Source organism: Flavobacterium frigoritolerans (genome assembly GCF_025847275.1).
Classification (GTDB): domain Bacteria; phylum Bacteroidota; class Bacteroidia; order Flavobacteriales; family Flavobacteriaceae; genus Flavobacterium; species Flavobacterium frigoritolerans.
The window spans coordinates 139,159-157,037 of record NZ_JAOZEV010000001.1 but is presented as its reverse complement, the minus strand read 5'-3'; the positions used below and the strand labels follow the sequence as shown (position 1 = coordinate 157,037).

Genomic DNA, 17,879 nt, shown 5'->3' with positions numbered 1-17,879 from the left:
TAAATAGAAGAGACATATGAAAATAAATCCTAAAAATGGAATAGACAAGTTGTTGTTCGGTATGAAGCAGAACGATGTTACAGCTATTTATGGTAAACCAGATAGAAATTATAAAGACGAAGATGATAATGTTATTTTTGCTTACAATAAGCACAAAATGAGATTGACATTCTATCAGGAAGAAGCTTTAAAATTGGGTTATGTTGTAGCATCAAGTCCAGATTTAGAAATTTTTGGTTTTAAAATTATAGGAAGAAAAATTGCCGATGTAAAAAAAGATTTGGCAACCAAAGGAATTACAAAATTCACACAAGAGGAGTTTGATACTTTCGAGAACTATTTCAACGAAGAAAACTGGATTATCTTTCAAACAGAATTTGAAGAAGTAGTAAAATTCGAAATCGGAGCAATCATCAATAATAAAGATGAATTTGATTGGAAGTTTCCAACAAAAAAATAAAAAAAGACAGCGTATAAAAAAACCGATAGTTGAAACTATCGGTTTTTTTATGATATAATTTAAGAAAATTATTGTTTTGGAGTTGGTTGATCTTTATAGATTTCCAATTCAAAAATAAGGTTTGTATTTGGAGGAATAACTCCACCAGCGCCTCTTTCTCCATAAGCAAGTTTTGAAGGAATGAAGAACACTACTTTATCACCATAAGACATAAGATCTAAACCTTCGATAAAACCAGGAATCATACCGTCTTTTTTACCAGCCTGAAAAGGAAAAGCTTGATATCCTCCTTGTGCAGCACGATTTGCATCATGTTTTCCGTACGCTTTAGCAACCTCTTCAAAGCTACTGTCAAAAAGAGTTCCGTCTTCAAAATAACCAGCATAATGAAAATAGAAAGTAGAACCATCTGCTGGTTTTACTCCAGTCCCTTTTTGGACTTTTTTATAAGATAAACCAGATGGAGTAGTTGTTATAGTAGCTTTTGCAGTATCAAAATATGCTTTTTTAGCAGCAATTACAGTAGCATATTTTTCTTTGTAAAGGCGTTCTTGTTCAAGAGAAGCAGCTTGTGCTTGTTTGGCTTTTTCAGCATCAAGTAAAGCTTGCTTTTTAGCTTCTTCTGCTTTGTTTTCGTAATAAGAAGCAAATACTTTAGGGGCATCAAATTTCTTTGCCATAGCTCCTTTACGAGTAATCTTTACAGTTAGCATTACATCATCCTGAAGAATAAGATTAACAACATTCATTCCTTCTGTAACGTGACCAAATATAGTGTGTTTGTTATTTAACCAAGGAGTATCTTTGTGAGTAATAAAGAACTGGCTTCCGTTGGTAGTTGGACCAGAATTTGCCATTGCAAGGACACCGCCTTTATCAAATCTAAGGCTAGATACGAACTCATCTTTAAAAGCATATCCAGGGCCTCCAGAACCGTTTCCGTCAGGATCACCACCTTGTATCATAAAGTCATTGATAACTCTGTGAAATTTTAATCCATCAAAAAATGGTTTTCCTTTTAATTTGTCAATAGTTACATAAGGATTTGTTCCTTCTGCCAATGATATAAAATTAGCTACAGTAATAGGAGTTTTTATGTATTCAAGTTGCAATACGATATTTCCTTTTTTTGTTGTAATTGTAGCAAAAATTCCTTCGTTAAGTGAAGGTTTTGTTTCAACTTTTGTAATTGCTGTTTTCTTGTTTGGAACAGGCTTTTTTGTTTGTGCTTGTAGGTTAAGTACACCTAAGCAAAATAAAAATAGAATTTTTAATTTCATCTGATTCTAATTTAAAATCGGTTAATTTTTAATATAAATTTATTGTTGTGGCATTTTGTCTAACAACTGTACTTCAAATATAATATTTGCATTTGGCGGAATTACACCTCCAGCTCCAGCTTGTCCATAAGCTAAATGCGATGGGATGAAAAGTACTGCTTTATCTCCAATAGAAAGTTGCTCGATACCTTCGATAAAACCAGGAATCATACCTTCTTTACTACCTGCTTGAAATGCTATTGGGGTGTATTGTCTTGCTTCGGCTCTTGCAGCATCAAATTTTCCAAAAGTCTGTGCCACACTTTCGATACAAGTATCAAATAATGTTCCGTCTTCTAGGAAACCAGCATAATTTATGAATACTTGTGCTCCAGCAGCAGGCTTTTTACCTTTAGCTTTTTCAGTAATTACATATTCTAATCCAGAGCTTGTTTTTGTTGCTTTTGATTTTAAATCAGCGTAGTAAGCTAGCTTTTCATCGCGAACAGCTTTGAATTTAGATTCAAATTCGCTTTTTTGTTTTGCTTCTGCAGAAAAATAATCATGAAATACTTTTATAGCGTCAAATTTCTTGGCAGCCTCACCATTTCTGATAATAGTTACTTTCTTGATATAATCATCTTGTTTAACTTGATTAACAACTTCCATTCCTTTGTCTACAACGTGACCAAAAATAGTATGTTTGCCTTCTAACCAAGGAGTTTCAACATGAGTAATAAAAAACTGACTGCTATTTGTAGCTGGTCCGTTATTAGCCATTGCCAAAACACCACCTTTGTCAAATTTTAAATCGTTAAATTCATCTTTAAATTTATATCCAGTGTCTCCAGAACCAGTTCCTAATGGATCTCCAGTCTGTATCATAAAATCTTCGATAACTCTATGGAATTTTAATCCGTCAAAAAAAGGTTTCTTTTTTAATTCTGGATTGGTAACGAATTCATTTTTACCTTCTGCAAGCGTTACAAAATTGGCTACAGTTATAGGTGCTTTTTGATAATTTAATTCAACAATGATGTTTCCTTTGTTGGTTTCAATTTCTGCATATAAACCATCAGGTAAATTGCTATGTTCATCTTTACAAGAATAAAGTGTTGTAATTGCAAGTAATAGTAATATGAGGCTTTTTTTCATTTCTAAAATATTAATTGTTTTTGATTAATTTAATGAGTCTTTCTTTATTGCAGGTGTTGTAGGTTTAGGTGCTTCAGTTTTTGATGATCTTGTTTCCATTTGTTTTCTGTAGGCAGTTTCCGGAACAAAATTGTGTAAAGTAACAGTGCAGATTAATGGTTGGTTAATTCCAATTCGTTTTTCATCACCATGATAGCCATAAGCCATATGAGATGGGAATAAGAAATTTACAGTTTCGTTTTTGCGCATTAATTTGATACCATCACGTAATCCCATCATGATTTCTTGTTTATCTACAAAATAAGTTTGAGGTCTTAACTCCATTTCACTATAAATAATATTTCCTTTTAGGTCTTTTATTTCATAGTCAAAAAAAGCAACATCTCCTTTTTTTGGAGTTATTGTATCGGTAGTGTTTTGGTTTTCATACGCATACCAATATCCTTTTGCAGAAGCAATATATTTTATTTTAGGATTGTTTTTAATAACAGTCTTAATTTGTTGTTCTTCTGTGGCTACAAGTTTTTTATTTCGTTCGATAGATTTCTTCATGAATGTACCCGAAGAAATAGAAACAGGTCTTCTGGCATCTTCATGTTGTTTACAGCTCGAAACTAAAACGGCTAGAACAATAGCTGAAGCAAATATTTTGGGATAGTTCATGGTGGTTATATTTTTAGTTTGGTTACTAAATCTTCAAATTTTTTCAAAGTTTCTTCCATCGAATCTAGTGATTTTCCTCCAGCAGCATTGCTGTGGCCTCCACCATTAAAATGAGATCTAGCAAATTCATTTACATCGAAACCTCCTTGCGAACGGAAAGAAATTTTGATTATTTTCTCCTCTTTATTTTCAATAAATATAGCTGTAAAAACAATACCTTTCATGCTTAAACCGTAATTTACGATTCCTTCAGTATCCCCTTTTACATAATTAAATTCATCTAATTCGGCTTGAGTTAATGAAGTATATGATGTTTTATGTTCGCCTAAAACTTTCATGTTTTGTAACGCTCTTCCAAGTAATTGCAGACGGCTGTACGAGCTATTGTCAAAAAGCAAAATAGGAATTTGAGTATTTTCAACACCTAAGTCAATAAGTTCTGCAATAATACGGTGCGTGTTTCCTGTTGTTCCAGGAAAACGGAAAGAACCTGAATCGGTCAATATCCCTGTATAGATGCAAGTCGCGATAGTTTTATCTAAATCTTCTTTTTTATCTAAAAATGAAATGAAATTGTAAACCATTTCGCAAGTAGATCCAAACGAAGTGTCAGAATAAGTGTAAGCAGAGTAATCATCAGGCTTTTGGTGATGATCAATCATAATGAAAGTACCTTTAAGCTTTGCTAAAGTATGTTCCATTTCGCCTGTGCGATGTAAAGCATTAAAATCTAGCGTAAAAATTAGTTCTGCTTCTTCAAGAATTTTAGTGCAGTTATCAATATCTTTTTCAAATATTTTTACAGTTTCTGAACCTGGTAACCAAGCAAGGAAATCAGGAAAATCATTTGGAGCAATTACAATTGGCTCATGATTATTTTTTAATAAAAAGTGGTATAAAGCTAAGGTTGAACCCATAGCGTCTCCATCGGGGCCTCTGTGTGGAATTATGGCAATCTTTTTTGGAGTTGCTAGTAACAACTTTATGGCTTGAATGTCTTGTATTTTCATGTGTGCGAATTTACATTTTTTTACTGTAAACCTGAAAACATTTTAGACATTAACATGCTTTTATATGTTCTTATTTTGGTTGATAGTCGCAGTCTTAGTTTTTAGTCAGCAATTTTAGATTTGATTTTTTAACTGCAATCGCAACTGAAAACTGAAACCGAAAACTGGGACTGAATACTAAAAAACTAAATCAAAACCATTTCTGATACAAATTATACTTAGGACCTTTTACAATTTGCGATTTGTAAATGCCTATGGAGCCTGAGGATAAGTAGGCAATAACACAGGCAATGGCAATAAAAATTCCGCTTTCAATCCCAAAAAGCTCTATTCCCATTACAGTACAGGCAATAGGAGTGTGAGTTGCTCCAGAGAATACGGCAACAAAACCCATTCCGGCAAGAAGAGCAATTGGCATAGGAATTATAAGTGACAAAGCACTGCCAAAAGTAGCACCTACAAAAAACAATGGGGTAACTTCTCCACCTTTAAAACCGGCACCTAAAGTAAATCCAGTAAAGAGAATTTTGAGTAAGAAATCATACCAAGCATTTGTATTTGTAAACGAATCTACAATTACAGGAACTCCTAGTCCTGAGAATTTTGAAAATCCGAAACCAGCAATAGCAATTGCTAGAATGATTCCGCCAACAAAAGGACGAAAAGGAGGATATTTAATAGTTTTAGAGAATAAAGAGCTCCAAAAATGAGTACTTCGAGAAAATAATAAAGCGGCAAATCCAAATAGTACCCCACAAATTAGAGTATAAAGCAAGTTTATTGAAGTAATTTCTGGAACAAGCGGAATACTGTAATGTGTATGTTTTACTTGCCAAATCTCGACAGTAAAATAGGCTACATATGCCACAATAAAAGAAAGTAAAATACTTTTTAAGTTAATTTTACTAAAATAAACGACCTCAAGAGCAAAAATAGCTCCTGCCAATGGTGTTCCAAAAACAGAAGCAAAACCGGCACTGATTCCTAAAATAATTAATGTTTTTCTTTCAGAATCATCGAGTTTAAAGATTCGGGTAAATTGGTCAGCGATTGCTCCTCCCATTTGTACAGCAGTCCCTTCTCGACCAGCCGAACCACCAAATAAATGTGTGATTATAGTTCCAAAAAAGACTAAAGGAGCCATTTTTAACGGAATAATTTGTTTAGGATTTTCGTATTCTTCAAGTAGTAGATTATTGCCTTTTACAACATCTTTACCTAAGTAATAATAACTAAAACCTACAAGTAATCCGCCAATAGGTAAGAGCCAGATAATCCAGTTATGATGGATTCTGTAATGGGTAACAAATTCTAAAGTAATTAAAAAAAATGCCGAAGCCGAGCCCGATAAAATACCTATTAAAACACAAATGAAAATCCATTTGAGAGCGAGAAGTATTTTTTCTTTTAAATTCATTAAAAATGGGCTTACAATATTTGTTTGAGTACAAATATAATAAATCAGTTTAGAACACGAATTTCACAAACAAAGGAGTGAAATTCGTGTTTGAATGTTATAATTAAATGCTGATTTTTAATCTACAATTACTGCAGTAAATTCTATTTCTACTAAGTATTCCGGAGATACCAATTTACTAATTTCGTAAAAACCAGTTGTTGGTTTTATGTCTTTAAAAAAGGTAGAATGTGCTCCAGCTACAGATTCAAAAGTCGAAATATCAGTAGTAAAAATGCGTGTTCTAATTACGTCTTTCATTCCAATGCCTAAGTCTTCTAGTACTTTTTCTACTCTTTCCAGAATATTCAATGTTTGTGCATAGGCATCATCGGCTTTAACTTTTTCGCCATCAACAATAGCAACTGTTCCCGAAACTTCTACGATATTACCAATGCGGACTGCACGACAATATCCCATTTTGTCTTCCCAAGGAGATCCTGTCAGGATGTTTTCTCTTTTCATTCTAAGGTTGTTTTTGTGTGTTTTTGAACTGTTTTTAGTGGTTTTTAAAAGCAATTCGTAGTTAGATTAATGTACTGCAATTTATGAAAAATGCACAAGAAAGACTGCGAAATAGTGCTAAATAATTCTTTGTAAATAATCAGTTTTTGTGATAAATTTTAAAATAGTTGGGCGTATCCCACTGAAGAGAGGTGGTGGGCTTTCTGTTACTATCTCTCACGAAAGATTACATACAAAATAAACCTCACAGACTAATTAATGATTGTTTTTAAACATAAATAAGAAATTAATTTATAGTTTGTTATAAATCAGATCCATTTCTCGCTGCTAGTATAATCATTAGGGAAATAAGTAAGATATTGAACCATTCTAGGAGTTGTTCCTTGGTTTGCCGAAGCACAATGAGGCAAAGTGTTTTGCCATATTATAAAATCGCCAGCATTTGCAACTATTGGTACAGGTTGCGTTATTTTGATTATTTCTTCTCTTGGGTTTATATCTGATTTAAGGCTATTCAGCCAAGAATCTATTTTTTTATGAAATCCAGGAACGCAATGAAATGCACCATCTTGAGCACCACAATCAGTTAGATAGAGTAGTCCTTGCAATCCAAAACTAATAGGTTGGCTTAAGCTAACATCCCAATGGAGAGCACCTCCCAAAAAAGTAAATTCATGATTTTCAGGGGGATTAAAGCTTACTTTATCAATCGTTTTGTATATTTCAGTAGTATTGTATAATTGTTCGTAAGCTTTTTTTATTCTTGGAGAAAATCTATTTCTGTTTAATGTTTCATGATCCGAAAAATTAACCATTAGTCCTTTTTGTTCCTGATGGTTTTTATACCAAGATTCTTTTTTATCTAGATCCATTTCTAAGAAATCCCAAATAGCACGTTGTGTATCCTTACAATCTTCTTTTGGAATAGCATTTTTTACAATAACATATCCATTAGTATTCCAAAATTCGAGATCATCACTAGATAGTACATTTTCTGTAAGCTCTTCGGTTCCTAGAGGAATATCCTTTTTGTTTTTATTAACCCAAATTTTAAAAGCTTCAAAATCCGGTTTTTCAAAATATAAATATTGTAATGCATCTTCCATACTAATCCCTAATCGGTATAGTATTTCAATTTCTTTGTCCCAAGTTAAATTTTCATTAGTATTAGCAATCTTGTTAGGGTTTAAGGTGCGGTTCCATAGATTTTCAAGAATATTCCAAGGCATAGTTTTAAATGTAGATGTGGTTTTGAAAAATAAAAAGGGAGTTGGTTTGTAGGAAATTTTTATTGGATCATTTCAAGAGGTATTTGATCAAAATATACTTGTAATGTAAAATCACCTACTACAATACCATTTGCAAGTAATAAATGACCATTAGGGGTGTTGTTCCATCTTACATTTGTTGAAATATGATGTAGGCCACCATTATAATTCTTTATCGAAAGGTCTTCTATTAGTAAAGGTTTTCCATTTTTATCAACAATTTTTTGTCCTGGAATTAGCTTATCAGCTCTTGTGTATTTTCCATTTGGAAGTAAAAAAGGAAGGTTTGTATCGCAAATAAAATAAGGAATATCATTACTGGGAACAAGAAGATGAACCATTTTCTTAGATTGGCTTTGAGATTCTGTATCCACACTAAAAGATACTTTGGCGATTGATGATGACAATTTAATTTTACCATTATTTAATTTTACAGAAATTGCAGATACTGCATCTCCTTTTGTAAAATAATATGCAGATTTTAATCCGGTAGGAATTGTGATAAGAGGATTGTTTTCTAAAGCATTACTATTTAAACTAACATCATTCGCTGGAGTAGAATTCGTTTTCATGCTGTATTTTTTTTAGAAAGTTTTGGGCTATATTTTAAAAAAAGACATAACCCAAAAATAACTTATTTAAAAATATAATTATTACGTATAAATACCTGTTTTGTTCTGCTTTTTTTTATTTTTATCGATTTATTTAGTTGTTATGTAGGTATTTATGAGGTTTTAAGGGTTTGAATGTCTTTTTGGGTTTATATAATTTTTCATTAGTGACTTTAATGAAAATAGCTAATGAGTATTTACTGTAATCTGAATATCTATTTAAGATGCTACAATAAAATTATCCGATTTGATGTTGTTCAAAAAGGCGAAGTTTATTTTGCGTAGCAGTCAGGTTTTTTTGCAGAACTTCGATTTTGTTTAATAAATGGGTAATGGCATCAATTCCCTCTAAGTTAATTTTGAGATCATAGTGCAATCGTATCATTTTTTCAATAGAAGGCAATTGTTCTGGTTGTAAATATTGTTCTTCTTCAAGAACGATAATTTCTATTAAGCCATAATTATTTAGATTAGATATAAAGGTATCCTCAATTTCGTGATATAAACAAAATTGTTTTATTTGGATTAAGTTTTTGCTATTCATGATTTCTTATTTTAGATAATTCTTTGAATAATTCTTTTTCTTTTTCAGATAGTTTTGTTGGAATTTTTATGGTGTAAGTGATGTATAAATCCCCAAATTGGTTCTCTTTTTTATATACGGGAAATCCTTTTCCTTTTAATTTGACTTTGGTTCCAGGTTGCGTTTCTGGTGGGACTTTTATTTTTACTTTACTATCAAAAGTATTCACTAAAATTTCGCCTCCCAATACCGCAGTATATAAATCAAGATCAACATCGGCGTATAGATTGTTTCCTTCACGTTTAAAATCAGAATTGTTTGCAACTACAAATGTAATATACAAATCTCCATTAGGACCTCCGTTAGCACCAGGTCCTCCATGTCCAGGAATTTTTATAATTTGCCCGTTTTCAACACCGGCTGGAATGGTAATTCGAATGTTTTTACCATTTACGGTTAGGTTTTGTTTATGCGTTGTATAAGCTGAAGTGAGATCCAATTGCAATTCTGCATTAAAATCTGGTCCTCTGTATTTAGCTTGGCTTTTACTGCTTCTTCTGGAACCATACATAGAATTGAAGAAATCTGAGAAATCACTTTCTGAAAAATCTTCTCCCGAATAATTAGAATAGTTGCTGTTATCTTGTCGTTGTTTTGAATATTGTTGTTGGTTAGGATCATATCCAGCTTTTTCAAATTCATCGGCATGTTTCCAGTCTTTACCGTATTTGTCGTATTTTTTACGATTTTCAGGATTGCCTAAAACTTCATTAGCTTCGTTTATTTCTTTGAATTTTGCTTCAGCTTCTTTGTCATTCGGATTTAAATCTGGATGGTATTTACGAGCTAATTTTCGATATGCTTTTTTGATTTCAGCTTCAGTGGCAGATTTCGTAATTCCTAATGTTTTATAATAGTCGATATAATCCATCTTTTAAAGTTTTTAATAAAGGTAAATTAAAACATTGAAGTTATGAATAAGTTATTAATTATCAAAATTGTATATTCAATAAGGTGAATGTTTAAAAGAGCTTTTTTGATATAATCGCTTTAAAAATGGTACGTTTTAATTTTTTTGGCAGGTTTTTTGTTTCCAAAAATTAGCCTAATATATTGTTATAAATCTCTTAAAGTTGTAGAGCACAATTTAATTATGCTATTTTTGCTATATCCCTATGATTTTGAAAAAATCTAAAAATTGATTCCATAATATTATATCCGAATGAAACAGCTTTTATTTTTTATCCTATTAATTACAACTCTTTCGGCATCAGCTCAAGCAGAATTTGCACCTAAGTTTAAACCAATTCCTCCAACGAATTTTGGTATTAAACCTAAAAAAATTCCGCCAACTGCTACAATGCCAACAGATATACCAGGGATTAAAGCACCAAATGTTTTTAATAGTATAAATATCGCTCCTGTACAATCGCAATTAAATTCTTCGTATCAAATAGGTAAAAAGGATAGTTTTTCAATGACTCCTTCGAATGAATTTGCAAATCCTGGAGACAGATTCATACCAGGAATGGAAAAAGATTTAGATAAAACATTAAAAGATCAAGGTTTAAAAGAAGGGAGAGGGGCTTTGCTTAAACAGAATATTTCGTTTGGTGATTTTAAAACTAAAGCAGATTATTTTATTATTAGACTTAGGGATTTTGGAGCTATTGATGGTGATTTGGTAAAAGTATCTTCTAATGATAAGGTTATTCAATCTGAAATCTTTTTAGATAGTAATTATAGAGATATTAAAATTATTTTGGATAAGGGATTTAATAAAATGGAATTCGAAGCACTGAATATAGGTACTCTTGGTGGTAATACAGCCGAAATACAAATTTTGGATGATCGTAAAAATGTGATTGTTCACGATTATTGGAATAATCTTGCAGCTGGTTTTAAAGCATCAGTAGTTGTTACAAAAGAAGAATAGGTTTTTTAAGGTTCAGAGCAACAGAGGTTCAAAGTTGTAAGGACTCAGTATTACATAGGTGTCTATCTTTTTTTACTCAAGAAAAGATAGATAATCAGTACGTTATAAGGCTAGAGACTTTAAGCTTTAAAAAAAAATTAAAATTCAATTTTTCAATTCGGAATATAAAAAGTATTTTTGCGCATGCAACACAACGTACTTATTTTAGATTTCGGATCGCAATATACTCAGCTTATTGCGCGTAGAGTTCGCGAATTAAATATATTCTGCGAAATCTTCCCTTATAATCATTTTCCGAGTGATTTATCAAGTTATAAAGCAGTAATTCTAGGAGGAAGCCCATTTTCTGTTCGTGCAGAAGACGCTCCACATCCTGATTTATCTCAAATTCGTGGTAAACTTCCAATGTTGGCAGTTTGTTACGGAGCACAATATCTAGCTCATTTTAGCGGCGGAGAAGTAGCTGCTTCAAACACTAGAGAATATGGTAGAGCCAATTTATCTTATATTAAGGAAAACGAAGTTTTCTTTGAAGGTGTTTCAGAAAATAGTCAAGTTTGGATGAGTCATAGTGATAGTATCAAAGCTTTGCCTACAAATGGAGTAAAACTAGCAAGTACGCACGATGTAGAATTTGCTGCTTACAAAATTGAAGGTGAAACGACTTATGCTATTCAATATCATCCAGAGGTTTTCCATTCAACTGATGGATCAAAGATGCTGGAGAATTTCTTAGTAAAAATTGCTGAAGTTCCTCAAAACTTTACACCAAATGCTTTCGTTGAAGAAATGGTGGGAGAATTGAAAGAAAAGTTAGGTAATGATAAAGTAGTTTTAGGATTATCAGGAGGAGTAGATTCGACTGTAGCGGCCGTATTATTGCACCAAGCAATCGGTAAAAACCTATACTGCATATTTGTAAATAATGGTTTACTTCGTAAAAACGAATTCCAAAATGTATTGGATCAATACAAAGGAATGGGATTAAACGTAAAAGGAGTAGATGCTGGAGATCGTTTTCTTAGTCAATTAGCTGGAATTAGCGATCCAGAAACCAAACGTAAAACGATTGGTCGTGTATTTATCGAAGTTTTTGATGATGAATCGCACCTTATCGAAGATGTAAAATGGCTGGCACAAGGAACAATTTATCCAGATGTTATTGAGTCAGTTTCTGTAAAAGGACCTTCTGCAACTATTAAATCGCACCATAATGTAGGTGGATTGCCAGATTACATGAAATTAAAAATTGTAGAACCGCTTCGTATGCTTTTTAAAGATGAAGTACGTAGAGTAGGTGCTTCTTTAGGAATAGATCCAGAGTTATTAGGAAGACATCCTTTTCCAGGACCAGGATTATCAATTAGAATTCTTGGAGATATTACTCCTGAAAAAGTACAAATTTTGCAAGATGTTGATGCCGTATTTATTGACGGATTAAAATCTTGGGGATTATACGATAAAGTTTGGCAAGCAGGAGCAATTTTACTTCCTGTAAATAGTGTTGGTGTAATGGGTGATGAGCGTACTTACGAAAAAGTAGTAGCGCTTAGAGCTGTAGAATCTACCGATGGTATGACTGCTGATTGGGTACATTTACCTTACGATTTCTTGATGAAAGTTTCTAATGACATTATAAATAAAGTAAAAGGCGTGAATCGTGTAGTTTACGATATCAGCTCAAAACCACCTGCAACAATTGAGTGGGAATAGTATTATTTTTCAAATTAAGGCATTACATTTGTAATGCCTTAATTTTTTAAAACCTACTATTTATGAGAGAACTTCTTACGATTTTTCTTGTCTTTATTTTGTCGTTTAACAAAATAATTGCACAAGAATCAACTATTGAACACAAAATTCAAAAAGGAGAAACTGCTTATTTCATTGCCCAGAAATATAATGTTTCCTTAGAGGAGATTTACAAATTAAATCCCGAATCGCAAAACGGATTAAAGGATAGTCAGATTATCCGGATTCCTATAAATTCTCCCGTTAAGGAGAAAGAAACCAAACAACTCACACACACAGTTACAGCAAAGGAAACATTGTTTGGTTTATCAAAACAATACAATGTAAGTGTCGAAGCCATTCAAAATGCAAATAGTTCAGTCCTTACAGATGGATTAAAAATGGGACAGGAGCTTATCATTCCACAAGATCTCGTTAGTAATACTAAAATTGTCCCTGCAAATACTATTGTTTCATCTAAAGTGATGCATCAGGTTTTGGCAAAAGAATCTTTATTTAGTATTGCCAGACAATACAATGTTTCAGTACAGGATTTAGAAAATTTAAATAAAGAGATTTTATTAAACGGTTTGCAAATAGGACAAACAATTGTAATTCCAAATAAAAGAAAAACAATCGATGGTAGGGTTCGTATTATAAATGAAGAAACTATTTTTCATGTTGTAGCTCCAAAAGAGACAAAATATTCGATTGCTAAAAAATATGAAATTACAATAGATCAGCTTGAGGCTCAGAATCCTGAGATTGTAAACGGATTGGTTGAAGGAAATAAACTAGTAATTAACACCAAAGAAATAACGCCTACTAACGATAATGAAGAGTTGATGCTTGCATTGGCAGAGAAGCAAGTTGTAGTCGAAAAAACGAAAGCCAAAACTATCGAATTAGAGGATTTAAAAGATAGATTGGTTGTCCAGAAAGAGATGAACCAAAAGGTAATTAAAATCAACGATCTTAATGTTGATCTTAGGGGAATGGATGGTTTAAAAGGCAATTCGATAGAGAAATTGAGACTCGTTTTAGAAGCTAATAAAAACGTTCAGGAAGTTTTAATGTCAAAATTAGATTCATTGGTGGTTAGTATGACCGATGATTTAACTGATTTAAAAAAGATGGATGTCTTGAACATGAAAGAATCCAAACGATTAGAAAAAAAATCTTTCGAGAGTATTGCCAAAACAAACGAACTATCTTCTCAGCTTAAAAAAGAATTAGCCGAAAACAGAAAGTCTTACGCAGGCTTGATGAATAAAGTAGAGCGAATTGCTGTTGAAGAAAATCAAGAGTATAAAAGAAAGGTTCGTGAGAATATTAAAAATAAAACTGGAGAGACGTTATTGCAAAGTCTTTCTTTAGAGAAAATCAAATATTATAAAATTGATCAGGAGAAAAATGATGCTCAGAATCAAAAATTAATTGCCAAAATTGATTCATTAGATACTCAGAAAAAAATAGAAGTAAAACGACATATTAGTAAAGCTTCTTTTTATGGATCCGAAGCCCGCGCATTTGATGATAAAGTGGCCTTAGTTAAATTAAAAAGATATCAAGATAATGCACTTCAAAATCAAACTCATACTGAAACTCCTGTTGTAGCGTTATCATTAGAAGAAATTAAAGAAAAAATAAAAGTAGATCCACTTTATAATAATAAAGAAGGTATGATTGAAGTTTTTGATAACCTAAAAGCAGTTCCTAATGGATATTATTTGGTTTTAGGTATCTTTACAGACGCTACACCAAGAGATCAGTTTATTATGAAACTAATTGACTCAGGTGATTTTAATGCCAGTTTTTTCTATAATGTAAACAGTCAGTCGTATTATGTTTATTCTGATAGTTTTGAAAATATAGAAGAAGCTTTATATGAATACAAACAAAAAGAAAATACACCACTTTATAAAAATTGGAGTATTGCTAAACTAGAATTATACATTAGCAAATAATTAACAGGTATGTGGAATCTTGTTTTATATAGAAATACTACCTTGTTTAAAATTTTTTATCTTATTATGAAATACATTTCAATACTAATTACAACCGTTTTTTTGATGTCTTATTCTGTTTTTTCACAGGATAAAATTAGTAAACACACCGTTGCCAAGGGAGAAACAATTAACCAAATTGCTCAAAAATATAAGGTGACTCCTTATGATATTTACAAGCTTAATCCAGATGCTCAAAGAGGTTTGAAGCTGGACAGCGTTTTGTTGATTCCAAATAATTCAGGAAAAGCAACGAGTTCAGAAAAAGCGGCAACAACTACGGTTACTCCTAAAAAATCAAATAGTGCAATTACACATGAAGTAGTAGCTAAAGAAACGCTTTTTGGAATTGAAAAAAAGTATAATATTTCAGATGAAGCTTTAAAAAAAGCCAATCCATTTCTTGAAAAAGATGGTTTGCAAATAGGACAAACTCTTGTTATTCCTTCAGGGAATAATAGTGCAAAAGGCACTACAAAAGACTCAAAAACAATACCTGCTACAAAATTAGTTCCTGCTAAACAAGATCAATATGTTTACCATGATGTTTTGGCAAAAGAAACTAAATATTCGATTACAAAACAATACGGAATCACAATTGAGGAATTAGAAAAACGCAATCCAGAAGTTATTCCTAATTTGCCAGTAGGGTATCGTTTAACTATAAAAGGTATTGCTCCAAAAACTGTAGCTACTACAACTACTGCTGTTAAAAATGAAGTAAAAACTCCAGTTATAGAAACTTCTAAGAAAGTATCATATGCAGATTATCAGGTAAAACCAAAGGAAACATTATATAGTTTGTCTAAAACATTTGGTTTATCGCAAGATGAATTAATAAAATTGAATCCGATTTTGTCAGGAGGAGTTCAGGAAGGGATGATTTTAAAAGTTCCTGCTGGAATTATGCCTCCACCAGAAATTAAATCTGAGACAAGGCCAGAAATTAAAGAGGAAGCAAAAGAAATAGTTACTTTGACTAAAAAGAGAAGTAATGACCGTAAGAAAATAGCATTATTATTGCCTTTTAATTTGTCTAAAATTCAAAGTGATACAACTAATGCTGCAACTCGTTTGAAAAAAGATAAATTCTTGAATATGACTTTAGACTTTTATTCAGGAGCATTAATGGCAATAGATTCGGCTAAAGTACTTGGGTTACCAATAGATGTTTCGATTTTTGATTCGCAGGAAACCAAAAACGGATCAAATGTAGCAGCTATTATTCAAAATAACAGATTACAAGAAGCTGATGCAGTTATCGGACCATTTTATCAAACTAATGCAGAAGCAACAGCTAAGTTATTAGGAGAAAGTAAGGTTCCTGTGATTTCTCCACTGTCTAAAGACAAAGGAAATCCTTTTGATAACTTATATCAGACAATCCCATCTAATGATATTTTAAAGAATGCAATGTTTGATTATATGCGTTCTAAAGGAGGTAATATAATTGCAGTTGTTGATAAGAAGAAAGAATCTATAAGACAATATATTCAGCAAAATCAAAAAGGAGTGATTTTTGCACCAGTTACTGAAGCAGGAGATTTTAATCCAGCAGGTTTAAAAATTCAGTTTGTACCTAACAGAATGAATTATGTTGTAATGGAAACGGGAAATACAGCTATGATTAATGCTACAATTAAAGTGTTATTGAGTTCTATGTCGGCATATCAGGTGCAGTTGGTAATTCTAGAGCCAAACAGTACATTGGACACAGACGAAGTTAGTTTTGAAAGTTTAACTAAGTTGAAATTAATGTACCCGTCAGTAACTCGTGAAAACGAATCTCCTGGAGCACTTGTTTTTGAAAAAGAGTATAGAAACAAAAATAAGATCAATCCAAATACTTATGCTACCAGAGGTTTTGATGTTACCTTTGATACTATGATGCGATTATCTCAAGGTAAAATTTATGAAGAGACTGCTAATGAAATTGCTACTGAACAAATAGACAATAAATTTCAATTTTATAAAAAAGAAGATGGAGGCTATGCTAATAGAGGCGTTTACATCTTGTATTACGATAGTGATTTAACAATAAAAGAAGCGAACTAATGACATCAAAAGTAACCTATTTAGGGGATTTAAGAACTAAATCAATACATGTGCAATCAGGGAATGAAATCATATCTGATGCACCTTTAGATAACAACGGAAAAGGAGAAGCTTTTTCTCCAACTGATACTGTTGCAAATGCTTTGGCAAGTTGTATGATGACTATTATGGGAATCAAAGCCCGTGATATGAATCTTGATATTGCTAACTCTACTGCAGATGTTACTAAAATCATGAATGCTGAGCCAAGAAGAATAGGAGCAATTGAGATTGTTTTTGAAATGAAAGGAACTAATGACGAAAAGAATAAAACAATCTTAGAAAGAGCTGCAATGACTTGTCCAGTTTTCCTAAGCTTGAATACCGAAATCGAAAAACGAATTACTTTTAACTGGAAGTAAGTTCTTAAGATTATATTTAAAAAGCCATCGAAGAATATTCTTTGATGGCTTTTTTGTGTTTATAGAGTAGCTCAAAAAGTTAATCTTCGTATTTCTTAACCTGATCTTCAAGCTTTTTAATCTTTGCTTTTAATAATTCTATGAGTTCTATAACAAAACTAGGAATAATAAATGATTCTGTTTCAATAGAATGATTTATGTTTAGTCTGTCTTCATTGGGAGTATCTAATTCATAAATGTCTTCTTCTTTCACCTCTAAATGTTTGGCAATTTGAATCCATTCGTAATCGGATATTTTTTTTAAACCTCTTTCTCTACGACTATAATTAGATTGTGTCATACCTATTAAATATGCTAACTCTTCTTGAGAGAGACCTTTATTTAGTCTTGCGTTTAATAGTTTTTCTTTCATGACTATGTGTTTTCTGTTAATGTTATGTTTGCAGTGAGTTTTATATAGGGTTATTTTTTAGTTTTTCTAAAAAACACATCACATCTTTAGAATGATTAAAAAGTAGTAATAATAGTATATAAAACATCCAATTGTACGAAAATATTGATTATAAACTTATAAAACAAGAATAAGCTACGAAAATGTTCCCGAACAGATAAAGCTTTATTTATGTTGTTGTGAAATTAATTTGTTTGAAGTTCCTGTAAGGATGAGATGAGAGGTAACTTTTAATTATACATATCTAAAAGTAGGAGTATGTAGTTTATTAAATAAAAAGTTAATCTATTATAAACCAAAACCTGTAATTCAGTTATTAAAGGCTTTGATTAGTATTTTATTAAAAGAATTGTATTTCTGCTAAATTTGGGTATTGTGGATTTAAAGCAAAAGCCATCGAAGAATATTCTTCGATGGCTTTTTTATGGT

Annotated in this window: 17 protein-coding genes; 6 read left to right on the top strand and 11 right to left on the bottom strand. The window is 31.9% G+C overall.

Features of this window, described 5'->3' with window-relative positions; genetic code table 11:
* Positions 1-16: 16 nt before the first annotated feature.
* Positions 17-460 (top strand): hypothetical protein, encoded by a 444-nt coding sequence (locus OIU80_RS00680; protein ID WP_264285188.1) that lies wholly within the window; start codon positions 17-19, stop codon positions 458-460.
* Between the two features lie 68 nt (positions 461-528).
* Here the strand turns inward: OIU80_RS00680 and OIU80_RS00675 are convergent, their stop codons facing one another.
* The 10 genes from OIU80_RS00675 to OIU80_RS00630 form a co-directional block, all read right to left on the bottom strand.
* On the bottom strand, positions 529-1,740 hold the full coding sequence (locus OIU80_RS00675) for a peptidylprolyl isomerase (RefSeq protein WP_264285187.1): 1,212 nt from the start codon (positions 1,738-1,740) through the stop codon (positions 529-531).
* A gap of 39 nt (positions 1,741-1,779) precedes the next feature.
* A complete protein-coding gene (locus OIU80_RS00670; RefSeq protein ID WP_264285186.1) occupies positions 1,780-2,874 on the bottom strand; it encodes a peptidylprolyl isomerase in 1,095 nt (364 codons plus the stop codon).
* Positions 2,875-2,898: 24 nt separating this feature from the next.
* Entirely contained in the window at positions 2,899-3,537 is a 639-nt protein-coding gene (gldI, locus tag OIU80_RS00665) for a gliding motility-associated peptidyl-prolyl isomerase GldI (RefSeq protein WP_264285185.1), read from the bottom strand.
* Positions 3,538-3,542: 5 nt separating this feature from the next.
* Positions 3,543-4,547: a DHH family phosphoesterase gene (locus OIU80_RS00660; RefSeq protein ID WP_264285184.1), complete on the bottom strand. Its 1,005-nt coding sequence runs from the start codon at positions 4,545-4,547 to the stop codon at positions 3,543-3,545.
* 190 nt (positions 4,548-4,737) lie between these two features.
* Positions 4,738-5,964, bottom strand: a complete 1,227-nt coding sequence (locus OIU80_RS00655; protein WP_264285183.1) for a voltage-gated chloride channel family protein — start codon at positions 5,962-5,964, stop codon at positions 4,738-4,740.
* Between the two features lie 117 nt (positions 5,965-6,081).
* Positions 6,082-6,468, bottom strand: coding sequence for a RidA family protein (locus OIU80_RS00650; protein ID WP_129537707.1), 387 nt, complete (start codon positions 6,466-6,468; stop codon positions 6,082-6,084).
* Positions 6,469-6,776: 308 nt separating this feature from the next.
* Complete coding sequence (locus tag OIU80_RS00645) at positions 6,777-7,697, bottom strand: phytanoyl-CoA dioxygenase family protein (RefSeq protein ID WP_264285182.1); 921 nt, start codon at positions 7,695-7,697, stop codon at positions 6,777-6,779.
* A 59-nt stretch (positions 7,698-7,756) separates the two neighbouring features.
* Complete coding sequence (locus OIU80_RS00640) at positions 7,757-8,308, bottom strand: hypothetical protein (protein ID WP_264285181.1); 552 nt, start codon at positions 8,306-8,308, stop codon at positions 7,757-7,759.
* 277 nt (positions 8,309-8,585) lie between these two features.
* Positions 8,586-8,891 (bottom strand): chaperone modulator CbpM, encoded by a 306-nt coding sequence (locus tag OIU80_RS00635; protein WP_264285180.1) that lies wholly within the window; start codon positions 8,889-8,891, stop codon positions 8,586-8,588.
* Positions 8,884-9,801: a J domain-containing protein gene (locus OIU80_RS00630; RefSeq protein WP_264285179.1), complete on the bottom strand. Its 918-nt coding sequence runs from the start codon at positions 9,799-9,801 to the stop codon at positions 8,884-8,886. The genes OIU80_RS00635 and OIU80_RS00630 overlap by 8 nt, the downstream gene beginning before the upstream one ends.
* Before the next feature lie 291 nt (positions 9,802-10,092).
* Here OIU80_RS00630 and OIU80_RS00625 point away from each other — a divergent pair, with 291 nt between their 5' ends.
* From OIU80_RS00625 to OIU80_RS00605, 5 genes are all read left to right on the top strand, one after another.
* Positions 10,093-10,806, top strand: a complete 714-nt coding sequence (locus tag OIU80_RS00625) for a hypothetical protein (RefSeq protein WP_264285178.1) — start codon at positions 10,093-10,095, stop codon at positions 10,804-10,806.
* 183 nt (positions 10,807-10,989) lie between these two features.
* Positions 10,990-12,519, top strand: a complete 1,530-nt coding sequence (guaA, locus tag OIU80_RS00620) for a glutamine-hydrolyzing GMP synthase (protein WP_264285177.1) — start codon at positions 10,990-10,992, stop codon at positions 12,517-12,519.
* A 62-nt stretch (positions 12,520-12,581) separates the two neighbouring features.
* Complete coding sequence (locus tag OIU80_RS00615; RefSeq protein WP_264285176.1) at positions 12,582-14,504, top strand: lytic transglycosylase; 1,923 nt, start codon at positions 12,582-12,584, stop codon at positions 14,502-14,504.
* A 66-nt stretch (positions 14,505-14,570) separates the two neighbouring features.
* Positions 14,571-16,598 (top strand): amino acid ABC transporter substrate-binding protein, encoded by a 2,028-nt coding sequence (locus tag OIU80_RS00610; RefSeq protein WP_264285175.1) that lies wholly within the window; start codon positions 14,571-14,573, stop codon positions 16,596-16,598.
* Positions 16,598-16,999: an OsmC family protein gene (locus tag OIU80_RS00605; RefSeq protein ID WP_264285174.1), complete on the top strand. Its 402-nt coding sequence runs from the start codon at positions 16,598-16,600 to the stop codon at positions 16,997-16,999. The genes OIU80_RS00610 and OIU80_RS00605 overlap by 1 nt, the downstream gene beginning before the upstream one ends.
* A gap of 79 nt (positions 17,000-17,078) precedes the next feature.
* Here the strand turns inward: OIU80_RS00605 and OIU80_RS00600 are convergent, their stop codons facing one another.
* Positions 17,079-17,411, bottom strand: coding sequence for a helix-turn-helix transcriptional regulator (locus tag OIU80_RS00600; RefSeq protein WP_264285173.1), 333 nt, complete (start codon positions 17,409-17,411; stop codon positions 17,079-17,081).
* Positions 17,412-17,879 lie beyond the last annotated feature (468 nt).